Below are 20273 nucleotides of genomic sequence, written 5' to 3'. Positions count from 1 at the left end.
ATGGCCCCGGCCGCGCTCCTGCGCCCCTACCGCGCGGCGTTCGCCTCGCGCTTGCTCGTGATGCTGCAGTACCGGGCTGCGGCCTGGGCCGGCTTCGTCACGCAGTGCTGGTGGGGCGGCCTGAAGGCCATGGTGATGGCGGCGTTCTACGGCGGCGCAGCGGCCGCCGCGGCGCCGCTGTCGCTGGAGCAGGCCATCACCTACATCTGGCTGGCACAGGGGCTGTTCGCCCTGCTGCCCTGGAGCGCCGACCCGGAACTGGCCCAGTCGGTGCGCACCGGCGCGGTGGCCTACGACCGGCTGCGGCCGGTGGACGCCTATGCGCTGTGGTTCGCCCGGTCCGCCGGATGGATCGCCGCGCGGGTGCTGCCGCGGGCGGCGCTCATGGCCGCGTTCACCGGGGTGGTCCTGCCGGCGGCAGGCCTGGACGCCTGGGCGCTGCAGCCCCCGGCCGGATGGGGTGCGGCGGCGGCGTTCGCCCTGTCGCTGCTGCTGGCGATGGCGCTTTCCACGGCATTCGTGATGCTGCTCAACGTGGCCACGGCGGCGGCACTCGACGAGCGGGGCATCAACACCCTGGCCGGCCCGGTCGTCATCGTGTTCTCCGGCAACCTGCTGCCCCTGGCGCTGCTGCCCGACGGCTGGCAGGCCGCGCTGCTGCTGCAGCCGTTCGCGGGCATCGTGGACATTCCCGCGCGCATCTATTTCGGCCGGCTGTCGGGCACGGAGGCCCTGGCGGGGCTGGGCCTGCAGTGCTTCTGGGTGCTGGCCGCCGGAGGACTGGGCCGCGCCCTGCTGCGGCGCACCCTGCGCAACCTGGAGGTGCAGGGCGGATGAAGACAGGGCCCATGGGATCGGTGGCGCTGTTCCTGCGCCTCGCGCTGGCATCGCTGAGCGGACAGGCGCGCTACCCGGCGTCGGCGCTGATGCTCACCATCGGCCAGGGCCTGGTGACGGGCATCGAGGCGATGGCGGTCTGGGCGCTGTTCCACCGGTTCGGCGATGTGCAGGGCTGGCGCATCGGCGAGGTGGCCGTGTTCTACGGGCTGGTGAACTGCATGTTCGCCATCGCCGACGCCCTGGGCCGGGGTTTCGACACGCTGGGCACGCAGTTCCTGCGCACGGGGGCCTTCGACCGCCTGCTGCTGCGCCCGCGCCCGGTGTGGCTGCAGCTGATGGCGCACGACGTGCGCATCAGCCGCGCGGGGCGCCTGCTGCAGGGGCTCGCCGTGCTGGCCTTCGGCACGGTCCATGCCGAGGTGGCCTGGACGGCGCAGACCGTGGCGCTGGCCGTGTTCGCCGTGGCCGGCGGCGTGGCGCTGTTCCTGGGCATCCTGGTGCTGCAGGGGACCCTCGCGTTCTGGACCACCGAGAGCCTGGAGGTCGCCAACGTGCTCACCTACGGGGGCGTGGAGGCGGCCCAGTACCCGCTGGCGCTGTACGCCCGCTGGCTGCGGCGCCTGCTCACGTTCGCCGTGCCGCTGGCCTGCGTGGCCTACTACCCCGTTCTGCCGATCCTGGGGCGGGCCGATCCGCTCGGCGCACCCGCCTGGGTGGGCTGGGTTTCGCCGCTCGCGGGCTTCGCCTTCCTCGCGGCGGCGTTCGTCGCCTGGAGCGCGGGATTGCGGCGCCACGCATCCACCGGCAGCTGAAATTCGCCAAGGGCGCTAAAATACCCGGTTATCGCGCCCGCATCGCCGGGCGATTCCCCTTGCCGCCCCCTGCGGCGCCAGCTCCTTCCTCACAATTCATGTCGTCCAATCTGCACCCCATGCTCAACGTGGCCATCAAGGCCGCTCGCGCCGCCGGCGCCATCATCAACCGCGCGGCGCTCGACGTCGAGGCGGTGCGCGTTTCGCAGAAGCAGATCAACGACTTCGTGACCGAGGTGGACCACGCGAGCGAGCAGGCCATCATCGAGACCCTCCTCACCGCCTATCCGGGCCACGGCATCCTCGCCGAGGAATCGGGCAGCCAGTACGGCGCGAAGGATTCGGAATTCATCTGGGTCATCGACCCGCTGGACGGCACCACCAACTTCATCCACGGCTTTCCCGTCTATTGCGTGAGCATCGCGCTCATGGTGCGCGGCAAGGTCGAGCAGGCCGTCATCTACGACCCCACCCGCAACGACCTGTTCACTGCCACCAAGGGCCGCGGCGCCTACCTGAACGAGCGCCGCATCCGCGTGTCCAAGCGCACGCAGCTCAAGGAAAGCCTGCTGTCCACCGGCTTCCCGTTCCGCCCGGGCGACAACTTCAAGACCTACCTGCACATCATGTCCGACGTGATGCAGCGCACGGCCGGCCTGCGCCGCCCCGGCGCGGCCGCGCTGGACCTCGCCTACGTGGCGGCCGGCTTCACCGAAGGCTTCTTCGAGACGGGCCTGTCCATCTGGGACGTGGCGGCCGGCTCGCTGCTGGTGACCGAGGCAGGCGGCCTGGTGGGCAATTTCACGGGCGAGGCCGACTTCCTGGAGCAGCGCGAGTGCCTGGCGGCCACGCCGCGCATCTACGGCCAGCTGGTGCCGATCCTCTCCAAGTACAGCAAGTTCGCCAGCGCGGGCGACAAGGCCGCCGTGCGCCAGGCGGTGCAGAGCGACACGCCGGCCGGAGAGGCGATCGCGGCAGATGGGGGTATGGACGCGGAGCTCCCGCAGGAGGCGCCCGAAGCCCACGGCGGAGAAGCGGCGCCGCGCGCACCGTTCTGAGAACGGCCGTCGTGCCGGCCGCTTGAGGCGGCCCGGCACGGCTTCACTCCGGATCCGGGTACTTCAGCGCGATCTGCCGGAAATCCTCGGCCAGGTCCACGAAGGCATCGACCATGTCCGGGTCGAAATGCGCTCCGCGGCCCTTGATGATGGTGGTGCAGGCCTGCTCGTGCGAGAAGGCCGGCTTGTACACGCGCTTGCTGATGAGCGCGTCGTACACGTCGGCCACTGCCATCAGCCGCGCCGAGACGGGAATCGCATCGCCCGCCAGCCCCAGCGGGTAGCCGCTGCCGTCCCACTTCTCCTGGTGGCTGTAGGCGATCTCCTTGGACACGCTCAGGAACGCCACCCGCATGCCCAGCCGCCGCTCGGCATTCTCGATGGCGTCACGGCCCAGCGTGGTGTGGGTCTTCATGACCTCGAACTCCTCGGCGGTGAGCTTGCCCGGCTTGAGGAGGATGCTGTCGGGAATGCCGATCTTGCCGATGTCGTGCAGCGGCGCGGATTTGTAGAGCAGGTCGATCATGCGCTCGTTGAGCACCGCCTCGAAGCGCGGATGGCGCGCCAGCCGCTCGGCCAGGGCCTTGACGTAGAGCTGCGTGCGCCGGATGTGGTTGCCGGTTTCGTTGTCCCGCGTTTCCGCGAGCGATGTCATGGCCATGATCGTCACGTCCTGGATGGCCTGTACTTCCAGCGTCCTCAGGGCCACCTCGCGCTCGAGGTAGGCGCTCTTGTCGCGCAGGAAATCCGCCGTGGCCTTCAGCGTGAGGTGGGTGTGCACCCGCGCCAGCAGGATGGGCGGGCTGATCGGCTTGGTGATGTAGTCCACCGCGCCCACCGACAGGCCGCGCCGCTCGTCCTCCGGCGTGCTGCGCGCGGTCAGGAAGATGACGGGAATGTCGCGCGAGGCGGGATGCGCCTTGAGCTGCCGGCAGACCTCGTAGCCGTCCAGGCCGGGCATCATGATGTCGAGCAGAATCAGGTCGGGCGGCGCGTCGGACTGGGCGATGCGCAGCGCCTTCTCGCCGTGGTTGGCCACCTTGACGAGGTAATGGTCGCGCAGCAGCGTGGCCATGAGCGCGAGGTTGTCGGGGGTGTCGTCCACCACCAGCACCGTGGCGATGGTCCGGTCCTTGAGCATGGGGTCATCGGAGAGCAGGGAAGTGTCCATGGTGGTGCTGAGCCTGTGTCTTTCGGATGGCCTGCGGCGCGGAGATCGGCCCGCCTCACGCGGCGCCGGATACGGTGGAAGGCTCCGGCGGCGCGTCGATGACCGCCAGGGCATGCTCGAAATCGAAATCGCGGATGTGCGTTTCCGCGGCGGCGAAACCGGGCCCGAGGGCACGGCGCAGCAGCACGGCCTGCTGCTGCAGGAACTCCACGGCGCCGGGATCGTCGGCACGCAGCAGCGTGCACAGCTGCGCGAGCGCGGATTGCTGCGCGGCCTCCGTGCCACCGTCGGAGGCATCGGCCGGCGCCGCGGCACCCGCCTGGGCCGCTCCCGGCTGCGCCCCCGCGAGGCGCCAGTGCGCCAGGCCGAGCAGCAGGGCATCGAGCCGGTCGCACACCACCAGGACCTGCTCGGAGACATCGCCCCCGGCCCCGTCGGCGCGCAGCGCCTGTTCCAGCTGGTGCGCGGCGTGTGCCAGCGGTATGGCGCCGATGTTGCCGGCCACCGACTTGAGCGTGTGCGCCAGCCGCTCGGCCAGGCCGCGTTCCCCGCCGTGCAGCGCGGCCTGCAGGGCGGCGGCGGTGTCGCGCTGCCCGTCCATGAAGCGCCGCAGCAGGTCGCCATAGAGCGCAGGCCGGCCCAGGGCGCGCTGCAGGCCGGCGGCAATGTCCAGCCCCTCCACGCCGCCCGGCAGCGCCTCCGGCGCCCCGCCCTGCCCCGCACCGGCCGGCGGCGCGTCGCCCACGGCACCGCCGATGCCGATGCCCGGCCTCGGGCGCACCCACCGGGCCAGCGCGCGCCACAACATGGCCGGCTCGATCGGCTTGGGAACGTGGTCGTTCATGCCGGCCTCGAAGCAGCGGCGCCGGTCGGCCTCCATCGCGTTCGCGGTCATCGCGATGATGGGCAGGCGCGCGTGCCGTGGATCGGCGCGCAGGCGGCGCGTGGCCGTCTCGCCGTCCATCACGGGCATCTGCATGTCCATCAGCACCACGTCGTATTCGGTGTGCGCCACGCAGTCCAGCGCCGCCTGCCCGTGGGCCGCCACGTCCACGATGAAGCCGGCGCCGCGCAGCAGTTCCACGGCCACGAGCTGGTTCAGTTCGTTGTCCTCCACCAGCAGCACGGAGGCGCCGCGCAGCTGCGGCGGCGGCTGGTCGTCGTCGGGCCGCGCCAGGTGCGCGTGGGCCGGCAGCCAGCCGTGGGCCAGCGGCTGCGCCAGGGTGTCGTAGAGCAGCGACGCGCTCACAGGCTTGACCAGCACCGTCTCGATGCCCTGCTCCCGCGCGGCGGGCATGATCTCGTCGCGGCCATAGGCCGTGACCATGAGCATCTGCGGTGCCTGGTCCAGGCCCAGTTCGTGGATGCGCCGGGCCAGCTCGATGCCGTCCATGCCCGGCATGCGCCAGTCGATGAGCAGCAGCCCGTAGGGTTCGCCATCCGCCGCGGCATCCCGCAGCATGTCCAGCGCCTGGGCGCCTGCATGGGACTCGCGGGTCTCGAAGCCCATGTTGCGCAGCATCTCCGAGAGCACGGCGGCGGCCGTGTGGTTGTCGTCCACGATGAGCACGCGCCCGTTGCGCAGCGCGGGCGGCAGGGGCAGCGCGTGCGGCGCGCCCTCGGCGCACTCAAGCGGCAGCATGACCCAGAAGGTCGAGCCCTCGCCCAAGGCGCTCTCGGCGCCCACCTCGCCGCCCATGAGTTCGGCCAGGTTCTTGGAGATGGCCAGGCCCAGGCCGCTGCCGCCGAAGCGCCGCGTGGTGGAGGCATCGGCCTGCTGGAAGCTCTGGAAGAGCCGGCCCATCTGCTCGGGCGCCACGCCGATGCCCGTGTCGCGCACCTCGAAGCGCAGCAGCACGCGCCGGCCGTGGCGCTCCACCACCCGCACGCGAACATGGATCTCGCCGCGTTCGGTGAACTTGATCGCGTTGTTGGCGAAATTGATGAGGATCTGGCCCAGCCGCAGGGCATCGCCCACGAGATGGGGCGGCACGTCGGGCGCCACGTCGAGCACCAGCTCCAGCCCCTTCACGCCGGCCTTGTAGCCCACCACGTCGGCCATGCCCTCCAGCACGCGGTCGAGCATGAAGGGCTGCTTCTCCACGACCAGCTTGCCGGCCTCGATGCGCGAGAAATCCAGGATGTCGTTGATCACCCCCAGCAAGTGCTGGCCGGCCTGCTGGATCTTGGCGACGTAGTCGGCCTGGCGCGGCGTGAGCCCCGACTTGAGCGCGAGGTGCGACATCCCGATGATGGCGTTCATCGGCGTGCGGATCTCGTGGCTCATGTTGGCCAGGAAGTTGGATTTGAGCGCCGTGGTTTCCTCGGCCAGTTCCTTGGCCCGGCGCAGCTCGCGCTCGGCCCGCTGGCGGTCGGTGATGTCCACCAGCGTGCCGATGGAACCGCCGGGCGAGCCGTCGGGCCGCTGGAAGCCGTGCATCCAGAACAGCGTGTGGTGGATCTCTCCGTCGGCATAGGTGAGATCGACCTCCTTGTGGATCGGCGGCCCGCCGGCGCGGATGGTGCGGGCGTCGGCCTCGAATTCGGCGCGTTCGGACTGGCTGAGGAAGACCGACTCGTGCACCGTCTTGCCCAGGAAATCCTCCCGGCGGATGCCGAAGGCCTCCTCGTAGGCCCGGTTGAATCCCCGGTAGCGGCCGTCCCCGTCCTTGTGGAACAGCGGAATCGGAATGGCGTCCACCAGTGCCTGCTGGAACGCCAGCTGGTCCGCCAGGCGGGCCTCCAGCTGCTTCTGCTCATGCACGTCGACCTGCACGCCGATGAGCCGCCGCGCCCGCCCCTCGGCATCCCGCTCGATGCGCGCCGAGCACAGCAGCCAGCGCTCGCTGCCGTCCGGACGCACCACGCGCCAGGAGTCCTGCAGGCCGGTGGCCGTTCCCGCCAGGGTGGCATCCAGGCGCGCCTGCACGCGCGGCCGGTCCTCCATGTGCAGGCTGTCCATCCAGTCAGCCAGCCGCAGTCCCTGGGGCCGGTGGGGCAGACCGTAGAGGGATCCGAGCTTCTCGCTGAACACCAGGTGGTCGCGCACCAGGTCGAGGTCGAAGACGCCGACGCGGCCGGCTTCCTGCGCCAGTATGAGGCGCTCGTTCATCTCGCGCATGGCCGCCTCGGCACGGCGCGCCTCCGTGACGTCCTCGACCACCCAGATGCAGGCATGCGCGTATCCCTGCAGCGGCAGCAGGCGGCCTGAAAGCCGCGCCTCGAAAACCGTTCCGTCCCGGCGCACCAGCCGCGCGACCTCCCGCACGGATTCGCCTGCCTCCAGCCGGCCCTCGATGCGCGCCATGAAGCGCCGGTGGAGCTCCTCGCCGCCGAAGATGGTTTCCACCCTGCGCCCCTCCAGCTGCCCCGGCTGCACGCCCAGCAGCTCCAGGCAGGCGGGGTTGAAGCGCAGCAGGTGGCCGTCGGCCACGATCAGCACGGGCGGGGCGTTATCGAAGATGGCCGTCTGCTGCGCGAGCGCGTCGTTGAGTTCGCGCTCGCGCCGCTGCAGTTCCTGGTGGGCCGTGATGCGCTCGGTCACGTTCTCGTGCAGCCCCACGATCGCGATGCGCCGGCCGCGGTCGTCGAACACCGGCGAGAGCGTCGCCTCGTCGTGGTAGATCGTGCCGTCCTGCCGCTGGTTGATGAATTCGCCGCGCCAGGGCAGGCCCGCGATCAGCCGCGACCACATCTGCCGGTAGGTTTCGGGCGGTGTCTGCCCCGAGGCCACCAGCGAGGGCTTGCGGCCGCGCACCTCGTCCAGGCTGTAGCCCGTATTGGCCTCGTACTGGGAATTGACCCAGTCGATGCGGCCCTCGGCATCGGTGATGACCACGGCCACGGGGCTGGATTGCAGCGCCGCGCCCAGTACGCGGAAGCGCTCCATCGCCAGCGCCATGCGCGCCCGGTGGCGCATCATGTCCAGCAGCATTCCGCCCAGCACCAGCAGCAGCGCGAACACGCCCACGCCGATCTGCCAGCGCTGCGGCGCCGGCAGCAGCGCATGCAGGTCGTCGAGCATCACCAGCTGCCACGGGCCGTCCGGGTCGTGCCACTCCAGGTTGCGGCGCTCCACCGCATAGCGAACGCCCCCCACCACGGCCTCGCGCGCATCCGGCCGGAACGGCAGGGCCTGCGCCACGCCGCTGTCGAACAGCGTGCCGAACTGGCGCTGCCGCCGGATCGCATCGATGCGCTCCTGCGTCAGCGGCGGCGCGATGGCATAGCGCCACTCCGGCCGCGTGGCGGCGAAGGCCACGCCCTGCGGCGACAGCAGCGCCATCGGGTAGCCCGAGCGCTGCAGCTGGGTTTCCACCGGCTCGAAGGACATCTTCACGAGCACCACCCCGACGATCACGCTCGCGGGCGTATCGCCCTCGTAGAGCGGCGCGGCGTAGTACAACCCGCGGTCCTGCGAATTGGTGCCGAGCGCGGGATACACGTTCACCGCGCCGCGCATCGCCTGCAGGAAGTAGGGGCGGTGTGACAGGTCCAGCCCCAGGGCCGGGGTGGCAGGCGTCTCGTGCGCCACCACGCGGCCGCCGGCATTCAGCACATAGACCCCGCTCACCAGGAAGCGGCCGCGCGCCACGGCCAGGCGGGCCAGAGCCTCCGGCGCGTTGGGCGGCAGCGTGCCGAGCGCGACGGCCTTCAGCGCAGGCTCGCTCAGCCCCAGCAGGGCCACCGCGCCCAGCAGCGGGCTGCCGGCGGTCTGGCTCATCAGCACCTCGGCGGCATGGCCGAGCAGCCCTTCCCGCTCCTGCGCGCGGCCGGCTTCCCGCCACTCCGCCACGGCGGCCACCGCCAGCCAGGCACCGATGGCGGACAGCGCCAGCACCACGGCCCAGCCCCGCAGCCACTGGCCGTCGCGCTGGGCCACCTTGTCGAACAGCGCGGACAGGCTGCCCAGGCGCGGGCTCATGCGCATGGGCGCTCCCGGAACGCCAACCCGCAGCGCCCCGGCGGACCATGCCGCAGGCGGGGCCGCAGCGGCCCGGCCGGCCGCGGGGCGGCCACAGGAACAGGAGGGGTTTCGGCAGGCACAGTCGCTTTGAACCTTCGCAAACGGCAGGAAACACACCACACGTGGATGGGCCACGCGCACATGGAGCCCACAGTATGGCAAAAGGTAACAAAGCATGGATTTTTTTACACACCTCTCTCCCTGGGTGGCGACGGCGGTCGCGGCACTGATCGCGGTCACGGCCGCTGCAGTGGTGCATCGCATCGCGGCCCTCGTCGCCCTGCGCGCCACGCGCGGCGTGCCCGTCCTGCACGCGGTGGTGCAGGCCTGCGTCCCCGTGGCACGCCTGCTGCTGCCCCTGGCGGCGCTGCAGGTCGTGTGGGTGGCGGCGAGCAATGAGCAACCCTATATCGGGACCGTCCGGCACACGGGCGGGCTGGCACTGATCGCGGCCGTCGCCTGGCTGCTGGTGGCAGGCATCGGCGGCCTGGCCGACGGCGTGATCGCCCGCTATCCGGCCGACGTGGAGGACAACCTCGCGGCGCGGCGCATCGCCACCCAGGCGCGGGTACTGTCGCGCACCGCCATGACGGGCGTGGTGATGGCGGCCCTCGCCCTCATGCTGATGACGTTTCCCGGCGCGCGGCAGGTCGGGGCCAGCCTGCTGGCCTCCGCGGGCGTCGTGGGCATCGTGGCCGGTATCGCTGCCCGGCCGGTGTTCAGCAACATGATCGCCGGCCTGCAGATCGCGCTGGCGCAGCCCATCCGCATCGACGACGTACTCATCGTGGAAGGCGAATGGGGCCGGGTGGAGGAAATCACCGGTACCTACGTGGTGCTGCGCATCTGGGACGAGCGCCGGCTCATCATCCCGCTGCAGTGGTTCATCGAGAACCCGTTCCAGAACTGGACGCGCACCAGCTCGGCCATCCTCGGCACCGTGTTCCTGTATGCCGACTACCGGATGCCGCTGGATCCGCTGCGCCAGGAACTCGACCGCATCCTGGCCACCGCGCCGGAGTGGGACCAGCGCGTGAAGGTGCTGCAGCTCACCGATGTGACCGAGCGCACCATCCAGATCCGCGTGCTGGTGTCGGCCCGCTCCTCGGGGCTGGCATTCGACCTGCGCTGCCGCGTACGGGAAGCCCTTGTCGCATTCATGCAACGCGAGTATCCGGAAGGCTTGCCGCAGACGCGGGCACTGGTGTCAGGCGGCGGCGGGGTGGTGGAGGAGGAACTGCCAGGTCAGCGTCGATAATCCGCAGTTCCGCCTTCCCGCCGGCCCCCGATGAACACGCTCTGGTTCCTGCTGCTTCTGCCTGTCTTCTGGATCAACGCCTGCCGGATGCTCGCCACGCGATCGGGCTGGCGCACGCTCGCCGCCCGCTTTCCACAGCACGCACCGCCTGGCGGGGGGGCCGTCCGTTTCGCCTCGGCACGCATGGGGCGCGTGCACGGCTTGCCGATCCACTTCGCCCATTGCCTGACCGTGGCCGCGGGACCGGAGGGGCTGTCGCTGTCCGCGCCATGGTTCGTCTTATTCCACCATCCGTCCATCACCCTGCCCTGGCAGCAACTGCAGGCCGTGGAACCCATCGCGGATTCCGGAGATGCGCGCGTACGGCTGCGCGAAGGTGGAGAGGGCCCGGCCGAATTCCTCCTGATGGGGCGTGCGGGCCAGCTGGCAACGGCCGCGTTCGACAGGTTCGGACGCTCGGGGGCGTAGCCGACGCGGCTCTCTCCGCCTAGGCTGCCCACTCCGGCAACGGCAGCCGCAAGAAACCCGGTATCGCCTCCGCCTCCAGCGGACGCGACAGGTGGTATCCCTGCACCGCGTCGCACCCCGCGCCCGCCAGCATGCCGAACGCCTCGCGGGTCTCCACGCCCTCGGCGAGGATGCGATAGCCCAGCGCATGGCCCAGCGATATCAACGACTTCACCAGCAGCCATGCCCGTGTGTCGCTGTCGATGGGCTTGACCAGCGACTGGTCCAGCTTCAGCAGCTCCACCGGCAGCCGGCGCAGGCAGGCCAGGTTGGAGTAGCCCATGCCGAAATCGTCCAGCGAAATCTGGGCGCCCATCGCCCGGATTTCCTCCAGCGCGGACTGGGTGCGCGCGCTGGTCATCACCGCGTTTTCGGTGCACTCCACGTGCAGGTAATGCGGATCGACCCCCGCCGACGCGCAGATCCGCCGCACATCGTCCACGAAGGCAGCCTCCTCGAGGTTGCGGGAGGAGACGTTGACGGCCATCGTGAGCTCGATCCCCTGCCCGTGCCAGCGGGCCAGCTGCTCCAGCGCGGTCCGCAGCACCCAGCGGGTGAACTCGTGGATGAGCGCGCCCCCCTCCACCAGCGGGATGAATTCGCCCGGCGACACGTCGCCCAGTTCGGGATGGCGCCAGCGCGCGAGCGACTCCACGCCGGTGAACGCGCCCGCCCGCAGGTTGAGCTTGGGCTGGTAGACCAGCCTGAATTCGCCACGTGCCAGGGCTGGCGATATCTCGCGCATCAGGCGATAGGCGCGGCGGTGGGAGGCGTCTAGCGCGGCGTCGTGCCACGCGAAAGCCGCCCCGCTGCCCAGGCCGGAATGCAGGGCTGCGCTGGCCATTCTCAGCGCATCGCTGGGGCGGATGGCGCCGGCATCGAATTCCACCAGCCCGGCCGTGGGCGCCAGTTCGATCGCACGCCCGTCGAAGGCCATCGGGCCGCCCAGGGTGGCCACCGCCTGCGCGGCGAATGCCTCGCGCTGCGCATGGGTGCCTCCAGCGGGCTCCAGGCAGAAGCGCATCTCGCCGACGTGGTAGATGGTGACGCTCCGCCCGACAAGCTGCCGCAGCCTCGCGGCGAAGGCGATGGTCAGCGACTCGAGCGGTTCGGAGCCTACCGCGCGCGATTCGGCGAGCATGCGCTCGTGGTCCATGATCTCGACCATCATCAGCGCCGACGGCGTACCGGCGGCGCGGCCACGCAGGTCCTCGAACAGCTGCGTGCGGTTGGGCATCCGCGTCACGGCATTGACCCTGCCCGCGCGCTGGTGCAGCTCGATGTGCGCCATGGTCATCCTGGCGAGCGTGGACAGCTGGTCGCACTGTTGCGGGCTGAAAGTCCGGGGGCGGTGGTCCAGCACGCACAGCGAGCCCAGCACGTGGCCCGAATCCAGCAGCAGGGGGGCGCCGGCATAGAAACGGATGTACGGCTCGCCCGTCACCAGCGCATTGCGCTCGAAACGCGGATCGAGGACCGTGTCTTCCACCACCATGACGTCGGCCGCTTCCACGACATGGGTACAGAAGGACGACGCCCGGTCGGTCTGTGCAAAAGGGAAGCCGAGGCGCGACTTGAACCATTGGCGATCGGCGTCCACGAAGGTCACCAGCGACACGGGCATGTCGAAGATCTGGCTGGCCAGGCGGGTGATCTGGTCGAACTCCTCGCTCGCCGGGGTATCGAGCAGCATCGAGCAGTCGAGCAGATGGAGCCGCTCCCTCTCCCGGGCATCGGCCGACGATTCATGGTCTGGCATTTGAGGGGGCTGCTCGCGGGCAGGCATATGGGTTAACGAAGGTCTCGGGAACCGGAAAAAGGCGTCAAACGCCGGGTCCATGATCCCATGCCTGCCGAAACTGAACAACCGAGCTCCACGCAGGATAATCGCCCCATCGCACCGGACTCATCCGGCAGGCGCCCCGGCTTCGGCGCGCCTGCCCAGCGCCATGGACAAAGGTACCAATTTGCAGAACGACAAGGAGCCATCGCCGATGGCCGAGGGGAACCCCGCCGACTTCTCCGCCCACACACCCATGATGCAGCAGTACCTCGCCCTCAAGGCGGGCTACCCCGACACGCTGGTCTTCTACCGCATGGGCGATTTCTACGAACTGTTCTGGGCCGATGCGGAAAAAGCCGCGCGCCTGCTGGACATCACCCTCACGCAGCGCGGGCAATCCGCCGGGCAGCCGGTGGTGATGGCCGGCGTGCCCTTCCATGCGCTGGAGAACTACCTGGGCCGCCTGATCCGCATGGGCGAGTCGGTGGCGATCTGCGAGCAGGTGGGCGAGGTGGGCGCGTCCAAGGGGCCGGTGGAGCGCAAGGTGGTGCGCGTGGTCACGCCTGGCACGCTCACCGACAGCGAACTGCTGCCGGACAAGGCCGAAGCCATGCTGCTGGCCGTGCACCAGGCGCCGCGCGCGCGCTGCGGGCTGGCTTGGCTCAGCGTCACGCAGGGCGTGGTGCACCTGGCCGAATGCACGCACGACGAAGTCGGCACCTGGATCGCGCGCATCGGCCCGAGCGAGGTGATCTACAGCGCCGGCGTGACCGAGCGCTTCGAGCAGCAGTTGCAGGCATTGCGCCAGGGCGGCGTGCTGTCCTGCCCCTTGAGCCTGCGGCCCGACTGGCAGTTCGACGGCGCACTGGGCGCGCGCAAGCTGCTGGAACAACTCGGTGCCGCCAGCCTCAACGCCTGGGATGCACAGGACCTCGCCCATGCCCATGCCGCCAGCGCCGCCCTGCTCTCCTATGCCGAGCACACGCAGGGCCGCGCGCTCACGCACATCCACGCGGTGCGCGTGCAGAAGAACGACGAACTGATCGCCCTGCCCCCCGCCACGCGCCGCAACCTGGAGCTCACGCGCACGCTGCGCGGCGAGGATGCGCCGACCCTCTTCTCGCTGCTGGACACCTGCATGACCGGCATGGGCAGCCGCCTGCTCAAGACCTGGCTGCTGGAGCCGCGCCGCGACCGCGCCGAGGCCCGCGCGCGGTTGGCGGCCACCGCGGAACTGCGCGGCGACCGGGGCGGTGCGGGCAGCTGGCAGGCCCTGCGCGCCGCGCTGCGCGGCGTGAGCGACGTGGAGCGCATCACCGCGCGCATCGCGCTGCGGCAGGTGCGCCCGCGCGAACTGGTGGCGCTCTGCAAGACGCTGCACAAGGCCGAACAGATCGCCGCCGAGCACCGCTGGCACGATCCCCTGCTGGCCGGCATCGTCGGCGACCTGCACGCGCCACCCGCCTGCGGCGCGTTGCTGGGCGGCGCGATCCTGGAGGAGCCCTCGGCCCTGGTGCGCGACGGCGGCGTGATCGCCGACGGCTTCGACGCCGAGCTCGACGAATTGCGCGGCATCCAGAACCATTGCGACGACTTCCTGCTCGCGCTGGAAACGCGCGAGAAGGCCCGCACCCTGATCCCGAACCTGCGCGTGCAGTTCAACAAGGTGCACGGCTTCTATATCGAGGTCACGAGCAGCTACCTCGACCGTGTTCCCGACGACTACCGCCGGCGCCAGACGCTGAAGAACGCCGAGCGCTTCATCACGCCCGAGCTCAAGGCCTTCGAGGACAAGGCGCTGTCGGCCCAGGAGCGCGCACTGGCGCGCGAAAAGTGGCTCTATGAGCAGGTGCTAGACCAACTGCAGCCGCACGTGCCGGCGCTCATCCGCGCCGCGCAGGCCATCGCCGCGCTCGATGCGCTCTGCGCGCTGGCCGAGCGCTCGCTCACGCTGGGCTGGTGCGCGCCGCAGTTCACGGCCGAACCCTGCATCGAGATCGAGGGCGGCCGCCACCCGGTGGTGGAAGCGCGCCTCGCGGAAACCTCGGCCGGCGCCTTCATCCCGAACCACACGCGCCTGAACGCCAACACGCGCATGCAGATCATCACCGGTCCGAACATGGGCGGTAAATCGACCTACATGCGGCAGGTGGCGCTGATCGTGCTGCTGGCGAGCATGGGCAGCCACGTGCCCGCCGCGCACTGCCGGCTGGGCCCGATCGACGCGATCCACACCCGCATCGGCGCGGCGGACGACCTCGCCAACGCCCAGTCCACCTTCATGATGGAGATGACCGAGGCCGCGCAGATCCTGCACGCCGCCACGCCGCATTCGCTGGTGCTGATGGACGAGATCGGCCGCGGTACCAGCACCTTCGACGGACTGGCCCTCGCCAGCGGCATCGCCACGCACCTGCACGACCGTACGCGCGCTTTCACACTGTTCGCCACGCACTATTTCGAGCTGACGGAACTGGCCACGCGCCATGCGCACGCGGTGAACGTGCACGTGGGTGCCACCGAGTCCGGCTCGGACATCGTGTTCCTGCACGAGATCCAGCCGGGCCCGGCCAGCCGCAGCTACGGCATCCACGTCGCGCGGCTGGCGGGCGTGCCCGCGCCGGTGCTCAACCACGCCCGGCACGCACTCTCGGCACTGGAAGAGCGCGCCAACGAAGGTGAGACGCAGGTGGACCTGTTCGCCCCGCCGCCCGCATCCGAGGCACCCGGCGCCAGTCCGGTGGAAGCGGCGCTGCAGGACATCCACCCCGACACCCTGAGCCCGCGCGAGGCGCTGGACGCGCTCTACCAGCTCAAGCGGCTGGCGCAGCCGGGCTGAGCCGTGAGCCGCGCCCGGCGCGGGCCAGCGGCCGACACGGCACCCACCGGCCCCCACCGCCGGAACGCCGCACCAGCCGGCCGCCTGCCTGTCCTGTCAACCCAGGATATGGTGGCCGGCGTCCACGTACAGCGTATTGCCGGTGATGGCCCGCGCGCCGTCGCTGGCCAGGAAGGCGCACAGCGCGCCGATCTCCTCCAGCTCCACCAGGCGGCGCAGCGGCGCACGCCGCACGGCGTCCGCCATGAGCGTGTCGAAGTCCGGAATGCCGGAGGCCGCCCGCGTGGCCAGCGGCCCGGGGGAGACCGCATTGACGCGGATCCCCTTCGGCCCCAGCTCCGCGGCCAGGTAGCGCGTGCCGGATTCCAGCGCCGCCTTGACCGGCCCCATCACGCCATAGCCGGGAATCACCTCGGCCGCGCCGACATAGCTCATCGTCATCAGGCTGCCACCCTGCGGCATCAGCGGCTCGGCCAGCCGGGCCATGCGCAGGAAGGAATGGCAGGAAATGTCCATCGCCCGCGCGAAGCCCTCGCGCGAGCTGTCGGTGACGCGACCGGACAGGTCACTGCGCGGCGCGAAGGCGATCGAATGCAGCACGAAATCCAGCCGCCCCCACGCGCGGGCGACGGCATCGAACACCGCCTCCATCTGGCCGGGCTGCTCCACGTCCAGCGGCAGGGTGATCGGCGCATTCACCAGCCGCGCCAGCGGCTCCACATGCGCCCGGGCCTTGTCGTTGAGCCAGGTCACCGCGAGTTCCGCCCCCGCGTCGCGGAAGGCGCGGGCGCAGCCCCAGGCGATGCTCTGGTCATTGGCGATGCCGACGACCAAGCCGCGCTTGCCGTGCAGGTCCAGTAGAGGCATGGGAGCTTTCGGTTGGCAGGTTGAGAAAAGAAAAGAGAGGAAAACGAAAGCCAGGGCGGCCAGCAGGACGCGGGGAATTGCCCCGGCCCCTCGGGTACGCCGCGCTGTGGCGATCAGCGGTTGCCGCCGGATGGAATGCAGGCCCCGCATTGCTCCGAGGCAACTGGAGCAATGTACGTAAACGGGCTGCGAGCCCATTGACCCAGGTCAACGGCGCGAAAGCGCCTTGTCATCGGCCAGGGCATGCGCGGGAACCGGCCCTCACACAGCCGCTGCTCTTGAAAACATTTCCCACTGCAGTTGAACCGGCTTCAGGTCGTATTCAACCTCGACTTCCGGCTCCAGGTTTTCACGGACAAAAGGTGTGGCCTCCTTGAGAAACCGGGCCACCGCCTCCCTTTCGTGCCGGGTGAACGAAAGAAACGCTGGATTGGATTCTGGACTTTTCAGGTAAACGAGCAGGCCCCACATGAAATACCCCCGGTCGGCCGTTTCCGTGCTCAGCGCGATTCTGCCCAGCGCCGGAAGCCAGTACCTCCAGCCGGCCACGTTCATGCAACCGACGGGATTCCAGCCCACACTGCCGAGATCCTCTCTGGTCAGCGACTGGTGGTCCCTGGACTGCAATAGCGCGTTGTGCTCGCGGAATTCGTCATCGACATTCAGAAAATCATTGAATACCTGCGGACGCAGATTTTCGGGAAATCCGTCCGCCAGCGCCAAAAGTGCAGCATGTGTTGATGCATCTGCCATTACACGACCAGCATGAAGTTCAAAACACCTCGGAAAAATCACATCCCGAACATATTCAAATGCAATCCCCAAAAAATGAGCAGCCAATGATGAAATACATCAAATAGAACATTGGGACAAACAATGCAGATGCGATGATTATCGGTGCAACCCCAAAACCGCGCATTGCAAACAAACAACACGGCAGGGCGATCACAAAGACCAGACAATCCCTGCCACTTATGTCAACAATCCAAACAGTATGCGAGTCAGCAAGGTAAGACAGGCATATCGATGCAGCATGTATTCCACAGAAACGAAGCAACAGGCCGCAGACCTCAATGGTCCCTTTCCCGAAAGTTGATCTCATCGATGGAAATACCATCATCTCCGAATTCATTGACCATGGCACCTCAGCGCAGCTTATTTCCGCGGCCAGCGCCGCTCACGAGAACAGCCGCCTCCTGAAGAAACCATCCAGCACCCAATAAAGAACCATGGATACTACACCTGCTCCAGCACCAAAAAAACCATAAAACAATGAAATGACATCCACGCCAGGGATTCTTTGCAAGAGGAAATAAATCACAGCGCTTACCGAAGCAAACCCCATGAAAAACACAAAAACAAGAGCAAAAGCGCCCCCAAACTTCATGTTGATTTCTATTGCAAAAAACAGGAACAACAAATTCAAAGGCAAGGAAATGACAAATGTCAGACCAAAAATAAACCAGTATACGCCACGAAATCCACTATCAGAAAACAACGTAAAAGTGCACGCCACAAACAACGACGAGAGCAGGCTGGTAGAAATATAACTCTTAAAAAGCATTGCCACACTCCGGGTTTTACAATCACCCATCGGCGGACATCTGTACGTCTCTATCTCTACCCTTTTCAACCAAGCGTTTGGCGGCGTAGCCGAGCAATGCCAGCTCCACCAACTCGAATATCAGCCATAGCGGGAAAAATCCGAGAAGAACAAATATCAAGCCCAACCGGAAGGGAACATAAATCAAAAAAGCACTTCCCTGGAAGAACCTGGAACGTCTGTCACCCTGCTTCAGCAGAAGAACTCCATATACAAGCAAAGCGAGCCCCGGCGTCAATAGCGTATGCAACGAAAGCAGGCCATAGGCCGCTAAGGGTGGCATGTATGAATAGGCTTTGAGCCATTTTGCAGCCAGCTCTTGAAATGACGAGGCGGAAGCCGTCACCGCAGAACCAAAAACCAGGATCACTAACAACAGAGTTGGGACATTAGATAATTTCCTCATGCCACTGACATTTCACACAAGATTTTTAGAAGAAGCACAATCACCATGCAAGGAAAATGACTCAAACGTCCTGTCTTCAAGCCATTATTAAGCCATCGACCGACTACTTCTACTGCGCACTTCTACTCCATATCAAAACCTTGGAATCACCGAAGTAAACATAATTAACACTTCGATCAATTTCAAAATCGTGCGAGAATCTTCCAGGCACTTTTTCGCCAGCCATTGCCAAGACAATCTTCAAATATGCTTTGTCGCCTTCTACTTTAGACTCATAGGTCTTTGCACCCAACGAGCTATGAAGAACCAAACCACTCAAACGCAACCTTTCCGGGTCACCACCTATTAAATGAACCTCGAAATCTCCGACGTCCTTGTACTCAAGTACAGTCGCAGAACAAGCTGACAAAATAAAAGAGATCAGTCCCATAAAAAATAAACGTATAAATTTCATAAAGAACTGCCAAGCGAGTTTAGTGAAACACTACCTGAAGAGCGACCAAAAGAGCCGAAGGACGCACTTGAAGTCCCGTTGGGCTTGGTTGCGACTTCACTTATCTTCCCTCCATTCGCATTAATAATCGAATTCTTTAGAGTACTCGGGTTACTGATGGGGCCAAGGTTCGAGTTCAAATTTTCACCCGTTGCAGTCTGCCAAGCATCTCTTGCAAAGCTCGAGCATGGAGCACCAAGTTTCCAGGCGTTTTCTTTTCTATTCTTGTAGTCTTTAATTTTCGCCATCAACTCTTTCTCTTGTTCATCGTTGATTCGCATAGATCGCGTGGCATCTGCATTACGGCCAATCTCTAAATTCTCGAAGAGCCCATTTCCTTGGCCCGTGGGATTATTCCCCCAGGTACCATAGGTAGTCGGATAACCGCCATCTGGAGCGTATGTTATCCATGAATGGCCAGACAACGGATTTCCATTGCCTGAAGATTGGATGGTCAATATTCCAGACAATCCCAGGGGGTCTATCCAGCTTATCGGGTTTCCCGGATAGGTGAACTTATTCAAGCCGCCAAGCAACCCAATCGGATCCTGCGTCACATACTGCCCCAGCAGGGGATCGTAGTACCGGAACCGGTTGTAGTGCAGCCCCGTCTCGGCATCGAGTTGCTGGCCCTGGAAGCGGATGGGCTGGCCGACGCCATGTGGGTCGTATTCCTCCCGCATGGCACCCCAGGCGTGGTAGGTCGCGGCCCAGGTGACCAGACCCGCTTGTGGGCCGTTGGCGTCCACCAGAGCAATGGGCGTGCCCAGGTGATCGCAAAGGAAATGGCGGATACGCGTCGAATGGGCCTGGGTAGCAGTCTGCTGTTGCCGTCGCACGGATTGCACTCCGGCGACCAGCAATGCGCCTGCCTCATCGGGCAGTCCTGCCTGCAGGCGTGCCAGCAGTGCATCACCCTGGGGGCCCGTGGCGTCGTCCAGGGCACGCTCGAGCAGTTCACGCTGTGCGCGCGGCAAGCCCGCGAACAGGGCGGCGGCGGGGGATTCACCGCCATCCGGATCATCGTCGGCGACGCTTCCACGATCTTCCTCCATCACCAGCAGGGCCTGCATGGCCGTGGGAATGGCTTGCTCGCGTTCCAGGCGCAGCAGCGGCGCGAAGGAGCCGGGCTCGTAGAGCACGTGCTGCAGCCCCTGCGGTCCTTCGTTGTGCACGAGGCGGTCGCCGTCCCAGCCGGCGTAGGTGGTGGTCGCGACGCCCGATGCGGCTCCCCGTTCGCTGCTGTCGCCGTTGTCGTTGTCGTTGCCGTGCCCGAAGACGGTCTTGGCCAGCCGCCGCCCGAAGGGGTCGTAGCGGTAGCAGGCCACGCGCTGCCATCCAGCCGTACCGGCTTCACGCTGCCAGACTTCGCGCAGCCGGTGCAGCGCGTCGTAGCGCAGCCGCTGCGCCCGGCCGTCGGCGTGCAGCGCCTGCACCCGGTTGCCGAAGGCGTCGTAGCGGTAGCGGACCAGGGTGCCGTTGCTGTTGCCGTCGCTGCCATCGCTGCCGGCTCCATCGACATCCGGTTCAGGGGTGCTCCACCCGATGCGGTTGCCCGGCCAGCGCGTGACCGGGCCTGCGCCCTCGCCGGGCCCGTCGCCCGCGCGCAGCAGGTCGAAGTCCGCATCGTGCAGGTTCTCGCGCACCTGCCGCGCCCAGTCCTGCCGCCC

Annotated in this window: 15 protein-coding genes; 6 read left to right on the top strand and 9 right to left on the bottom strand. The window is 67.2% G+C overall.

Going from position 1 to position 20273, the window contains the following annotated elements; translation table 11 throughout:
- The 3 genes from T336_RS0120895 to T336_RS0120885 all read left to right on the top strand — a co-directional run bounded on the left by T336_RS0120895 (position 1) and on the right by T336_RS0120885 (position 2710).
- The gene (locus T336_RS0120895) at positions 1 to 837 is read left to right on the top strand and encodes an ABC transporter permease (RefSeq protein ID WP_026433993.1); all 837 of its coding nucleotides are present in this window, start codon (positions 1 to 3) and stop codon (positions 835 to 837) included.
- 11 nt (positions 838 to 848) lie between these two features.
- Positions 849 to 1652 carry an ABC transporter permease gene (locus T336_RS0120890; protein ID WP_026433992.1) on the top strand — a complete coding sequence of 268 codons (804 nt, stop codon included), beginning with the start codon at positions 849 to 851 and terminating at the stop codon, positions 1650 to 1652.
- 98 nt (positions 1653 to 1750) lie between these two features.
- Positions 1751 to 2710 carry an inositol monophosphatase family protein gene (locus T336_RS0120885; RefSeq protein WP_019703022.1) on the top strand — a complete coding sequence of 320 codons (960 nt, stop codon included), beginning with the start codon at positions 1751 to 1753 and terminating at the stop codon, positions 2708 to 2710.
- A gap of 43 nt (positions 2711 to 2753) precedes the next feature.
- On the opposite strand, the gene T336_RS0120880 is transcribed toward T336_RS0120885, so the two are convergent.
- Positions 2754 to 3881, bottom strand: coding sequence for a response regulator (locus T336_RS0120880; protein WP_019703021.1), 1128 nt, complete (start codon positions 3879 to 3881; stop codon positions 2754 to 2756).
- 55 nt (positions 3882 to 3936) lie between these two features.
- Complete coding sequence (locus tag T336_RS0120875) at positions 3937 to 8805, bottom strand: PAS domain S-box protein (protein ID WP_035226797.1); 4869 nt, start codon at positions 8803 to 8805, stop codon at positions 3937 to 3939.
- Positions 8806 to 9022: 217 nt separating this feature from the next.
- Here T336_RS0120875 and T336_RS0120870 point away from each other — a divergent pair, with 217 nt between their 5' ends.
- Positions 9023 to 10105 (top strand): mechanosensitive ion channel family protein, encoded by a 1083-nt coding sequence (locus T336_RS0120870; RefSeq protein WP_026433990.1) that lies wholly within the window; start codon positions 9023 to 9025, stop codon positions 10103 to 10105.
- A gap of 30 nt (positions 10106 to 10135) precedes the next feature.
- Positions 10136 to 10573, top strand: a complete 438-nt coding sequence (locus T336_RS0120865; protein WP_026433989.1) for a hypothetical protein — start codon at positions 10136 to 10138, stop codon at positions 10571 to 10573.
- Between the two features lie 19 nt (positions 10574 to 10592).
- On the opposite strand, the gene T336_RS0120860 is transcribed toward T336_RS0120865, so the two are convergent.
- Entirely contained in the window at positions 10593 to 12371 is a 1779-nt protein-coding gene (locus T336_RS0120860; RefSeq protein WP_026433988.1) for a putative bifunctional diguanylate cyclase/phosphodiesterase, read from the bottom strand.
- A gap of 235 nt (positions 12372 to 12606) precedes the next feature.
- Here T336_RS0120860 and mutS point away from each other — a divergent pair, with 235 nt between their 5' ends.
- Positions 12607 to 15234 carry a DNA mismatch repair protein MutS gene (mutS, locus tag T336_RS0120855; RefSeq protein ID WP_026433987.1) on the top strand — a complete coding sequence of 876 codons (2628 nt, stop codon included), beginning with the start codon at positions 12607 to 12609 and terminating at the stop codon, positions 15232 to 15234.
- A gap of 96 nt (positions 15235 to 15330) precedes the next feature.
- Here the strand turns inward: mutS and fabI are convergent, their stop codons facing one another.
- From fabI to T336_RS26315, 6 genes are all read right to left on the bottom strand, one after another.
- Positions 15331 to 16101 carry an enoyl-ACP reductase FabI gene (gene fabI / locus T336_RS0120850; protein WP_026433986.1) on the bottom strand — a complete coding sequence of 257 codons (771 nt, stop codon included), beginning with the start codon at positions 16099 to 16101 and terminating at the stop codon, positions 15331 to 15333.
- A 261-nt stretch (positions 16102 to 16362) separates the two neighbouring features.
- Complete coding sequence (locus tag T336_RS0120845; RefSeq protein WP_051647379.1) at positions 16363 to 16854, bottom strand: DUF6714 family protein; 492 nt, start codon at positions 16852 to 16854, stop codon at positions 16363 to 16365.
- A gap of 424 nt (positions 16855 to 17278) precedes the next feature.
- On the bottom strand, positions 17279 to 17695 hold the full coding sequence (locus T336_RS26840; RefSeq protein WP_156957915.1) for a hypothetical protein: 417 nt from the start codon (positions 17693 to 17695) through the stop codon (positions 17279 to 17281).
- Positions 17688 to 18080: a hypothetical protein gene (locus T336_RS26835; RefSeq protein WP_156957914.1), complete on the bottom strand. Its 393-nt coding sequence runs from the start codon at positions 18078 to 18080 to the stop codon at positions 17688 to 17690. The genes T336_RS26840 and T336_RS26835 overlap by 8 nt, the downstream gene beginning before the upstream one ends.
- A gap of 139 nt (positions 18081 to 18219) precedes the next feature.
- A complete protein-coding gene (locus T336_RS26830) occupies positions 18220 to 18540 on the bottom strand; it encodes a hypothetical protein (RefSeq protein WP_152034041.1) in 321 nt (106 codons plus the stop codon).
- Between the two features lie 20 nt (positions 18541 to 18560).
- Positions 18561 to 20273 (bottom strand): RHS repeat-associated core domain-containing protein (locus T336_RS26315; protein WP_209435992.1); only part of this gene is annotated, 1713 nt, incomplete at its 5' end.

This window comes from Paracidovorax oryzae ATCC 19882, from assembly GCF_000687165.1.
Taxonomy (GTDB): Bacteria; Pseudomonadota; Gammaproteobacteria; order Burkholderiales; family Burkholderiaceae_C; genus Paracidovorax; species Paracidovorax oryzae.
Note: the sequence above shows the minus strand (reverse complement) of the source record. Positions and strands in the feature narration are given on the sequence as shown.

Bases quoted from the DNA above. Each gene is read 5' to 3' on its own strand.
- T336_RS0120895 (WP_026433993.1), top strand. From the start codon at position 1: ATGGCCCCGGCCGCGCTCCTGCGCCCCTACCGCGCGGCGTTCGCCTCG.
- T336_RS0120890 (WP_026433992.1), top strand. From the start codon at position 849: ATGGGATCGGTGGCGCTGTTCCTGCGCCTCGCGCTGGCATCGCTGAGC.
- T336_RS0120885 (WP_019703022.1), top strand. From the start codon at position 1,751: ATGTCGTCCAATCTGCACCCCATGCTCAACGTGGCCATCAAGGCCGCT.
- T336_RS0120880 (WP_019703021.1), bottom strand. From the start codon at position 3,881: ATGGACACTTCCCTGCTCTCCGATGACCCCATGCTCAAGGACCGGACC.
- T336_RS0120875 (WP_035226797.1), bottom strand. From the start codon at position 8,805: ATGAGCCCGCGCCTGGGCAGCCTGTCCGCGCTGTTCGACAAGGTGGCC.
- T336_RS0120870 (WP_026433990.1), top strand. From the start codon at position 9,023: ATGGATTTTTTTACACACCTCTCTCCCTGGGTGGCGACGGCGGTCGCG.
- T336_RS0120865 (WP_026433989.1), top strand. From the start codon at position 10,136: ATGAACACGCTCTGGTTCCTGCTGCTTCTGCCTGTCTTCTGGATCAAC.
- T336_RS0120860 (WP_026433988.1), bottom strand. From the start codon at position 12,371: ATGCCAGACCATGAATCGTCGGCCGATGCCCGGGAGAGGGAGCGGCTC.
- mutS (WP_026433987.1), top strand. From the start codon at position 12,607: ATGGCCGAGGGGAACCCCGCCGACTTCTCCGCCCACACACCCATGATG.
- fabI (WP_026433986.1), bottom strand. From the start codon at position 16,101: ATGCCTCTACTGGACCTGCACGGCAAGCGCGGCTTGGTCGTCGGCATC.
- T336_RS0120845 (WP_051647379.1), bottom strand. From the start codon at position 16,854: ATGGCAGATGCATCAACACATGCTGCACTTTTGGCGCTGGCGGACGGA.
- T336_RS26840 (WP_156957915.1), bottom strand. From the start codon at position 17,695: ATGGGTGATTGTAAAACCCGGAGTGTGGCAATGCTTTTTAAGAGTTAT.
- T336_RS26830 (WP_152034041.1), bottom strand. From the start codon at position 18,540: ATGGGACTGATCTCTTTTATTTTGTCAGCTTGTTCTGCGACTGTACTT.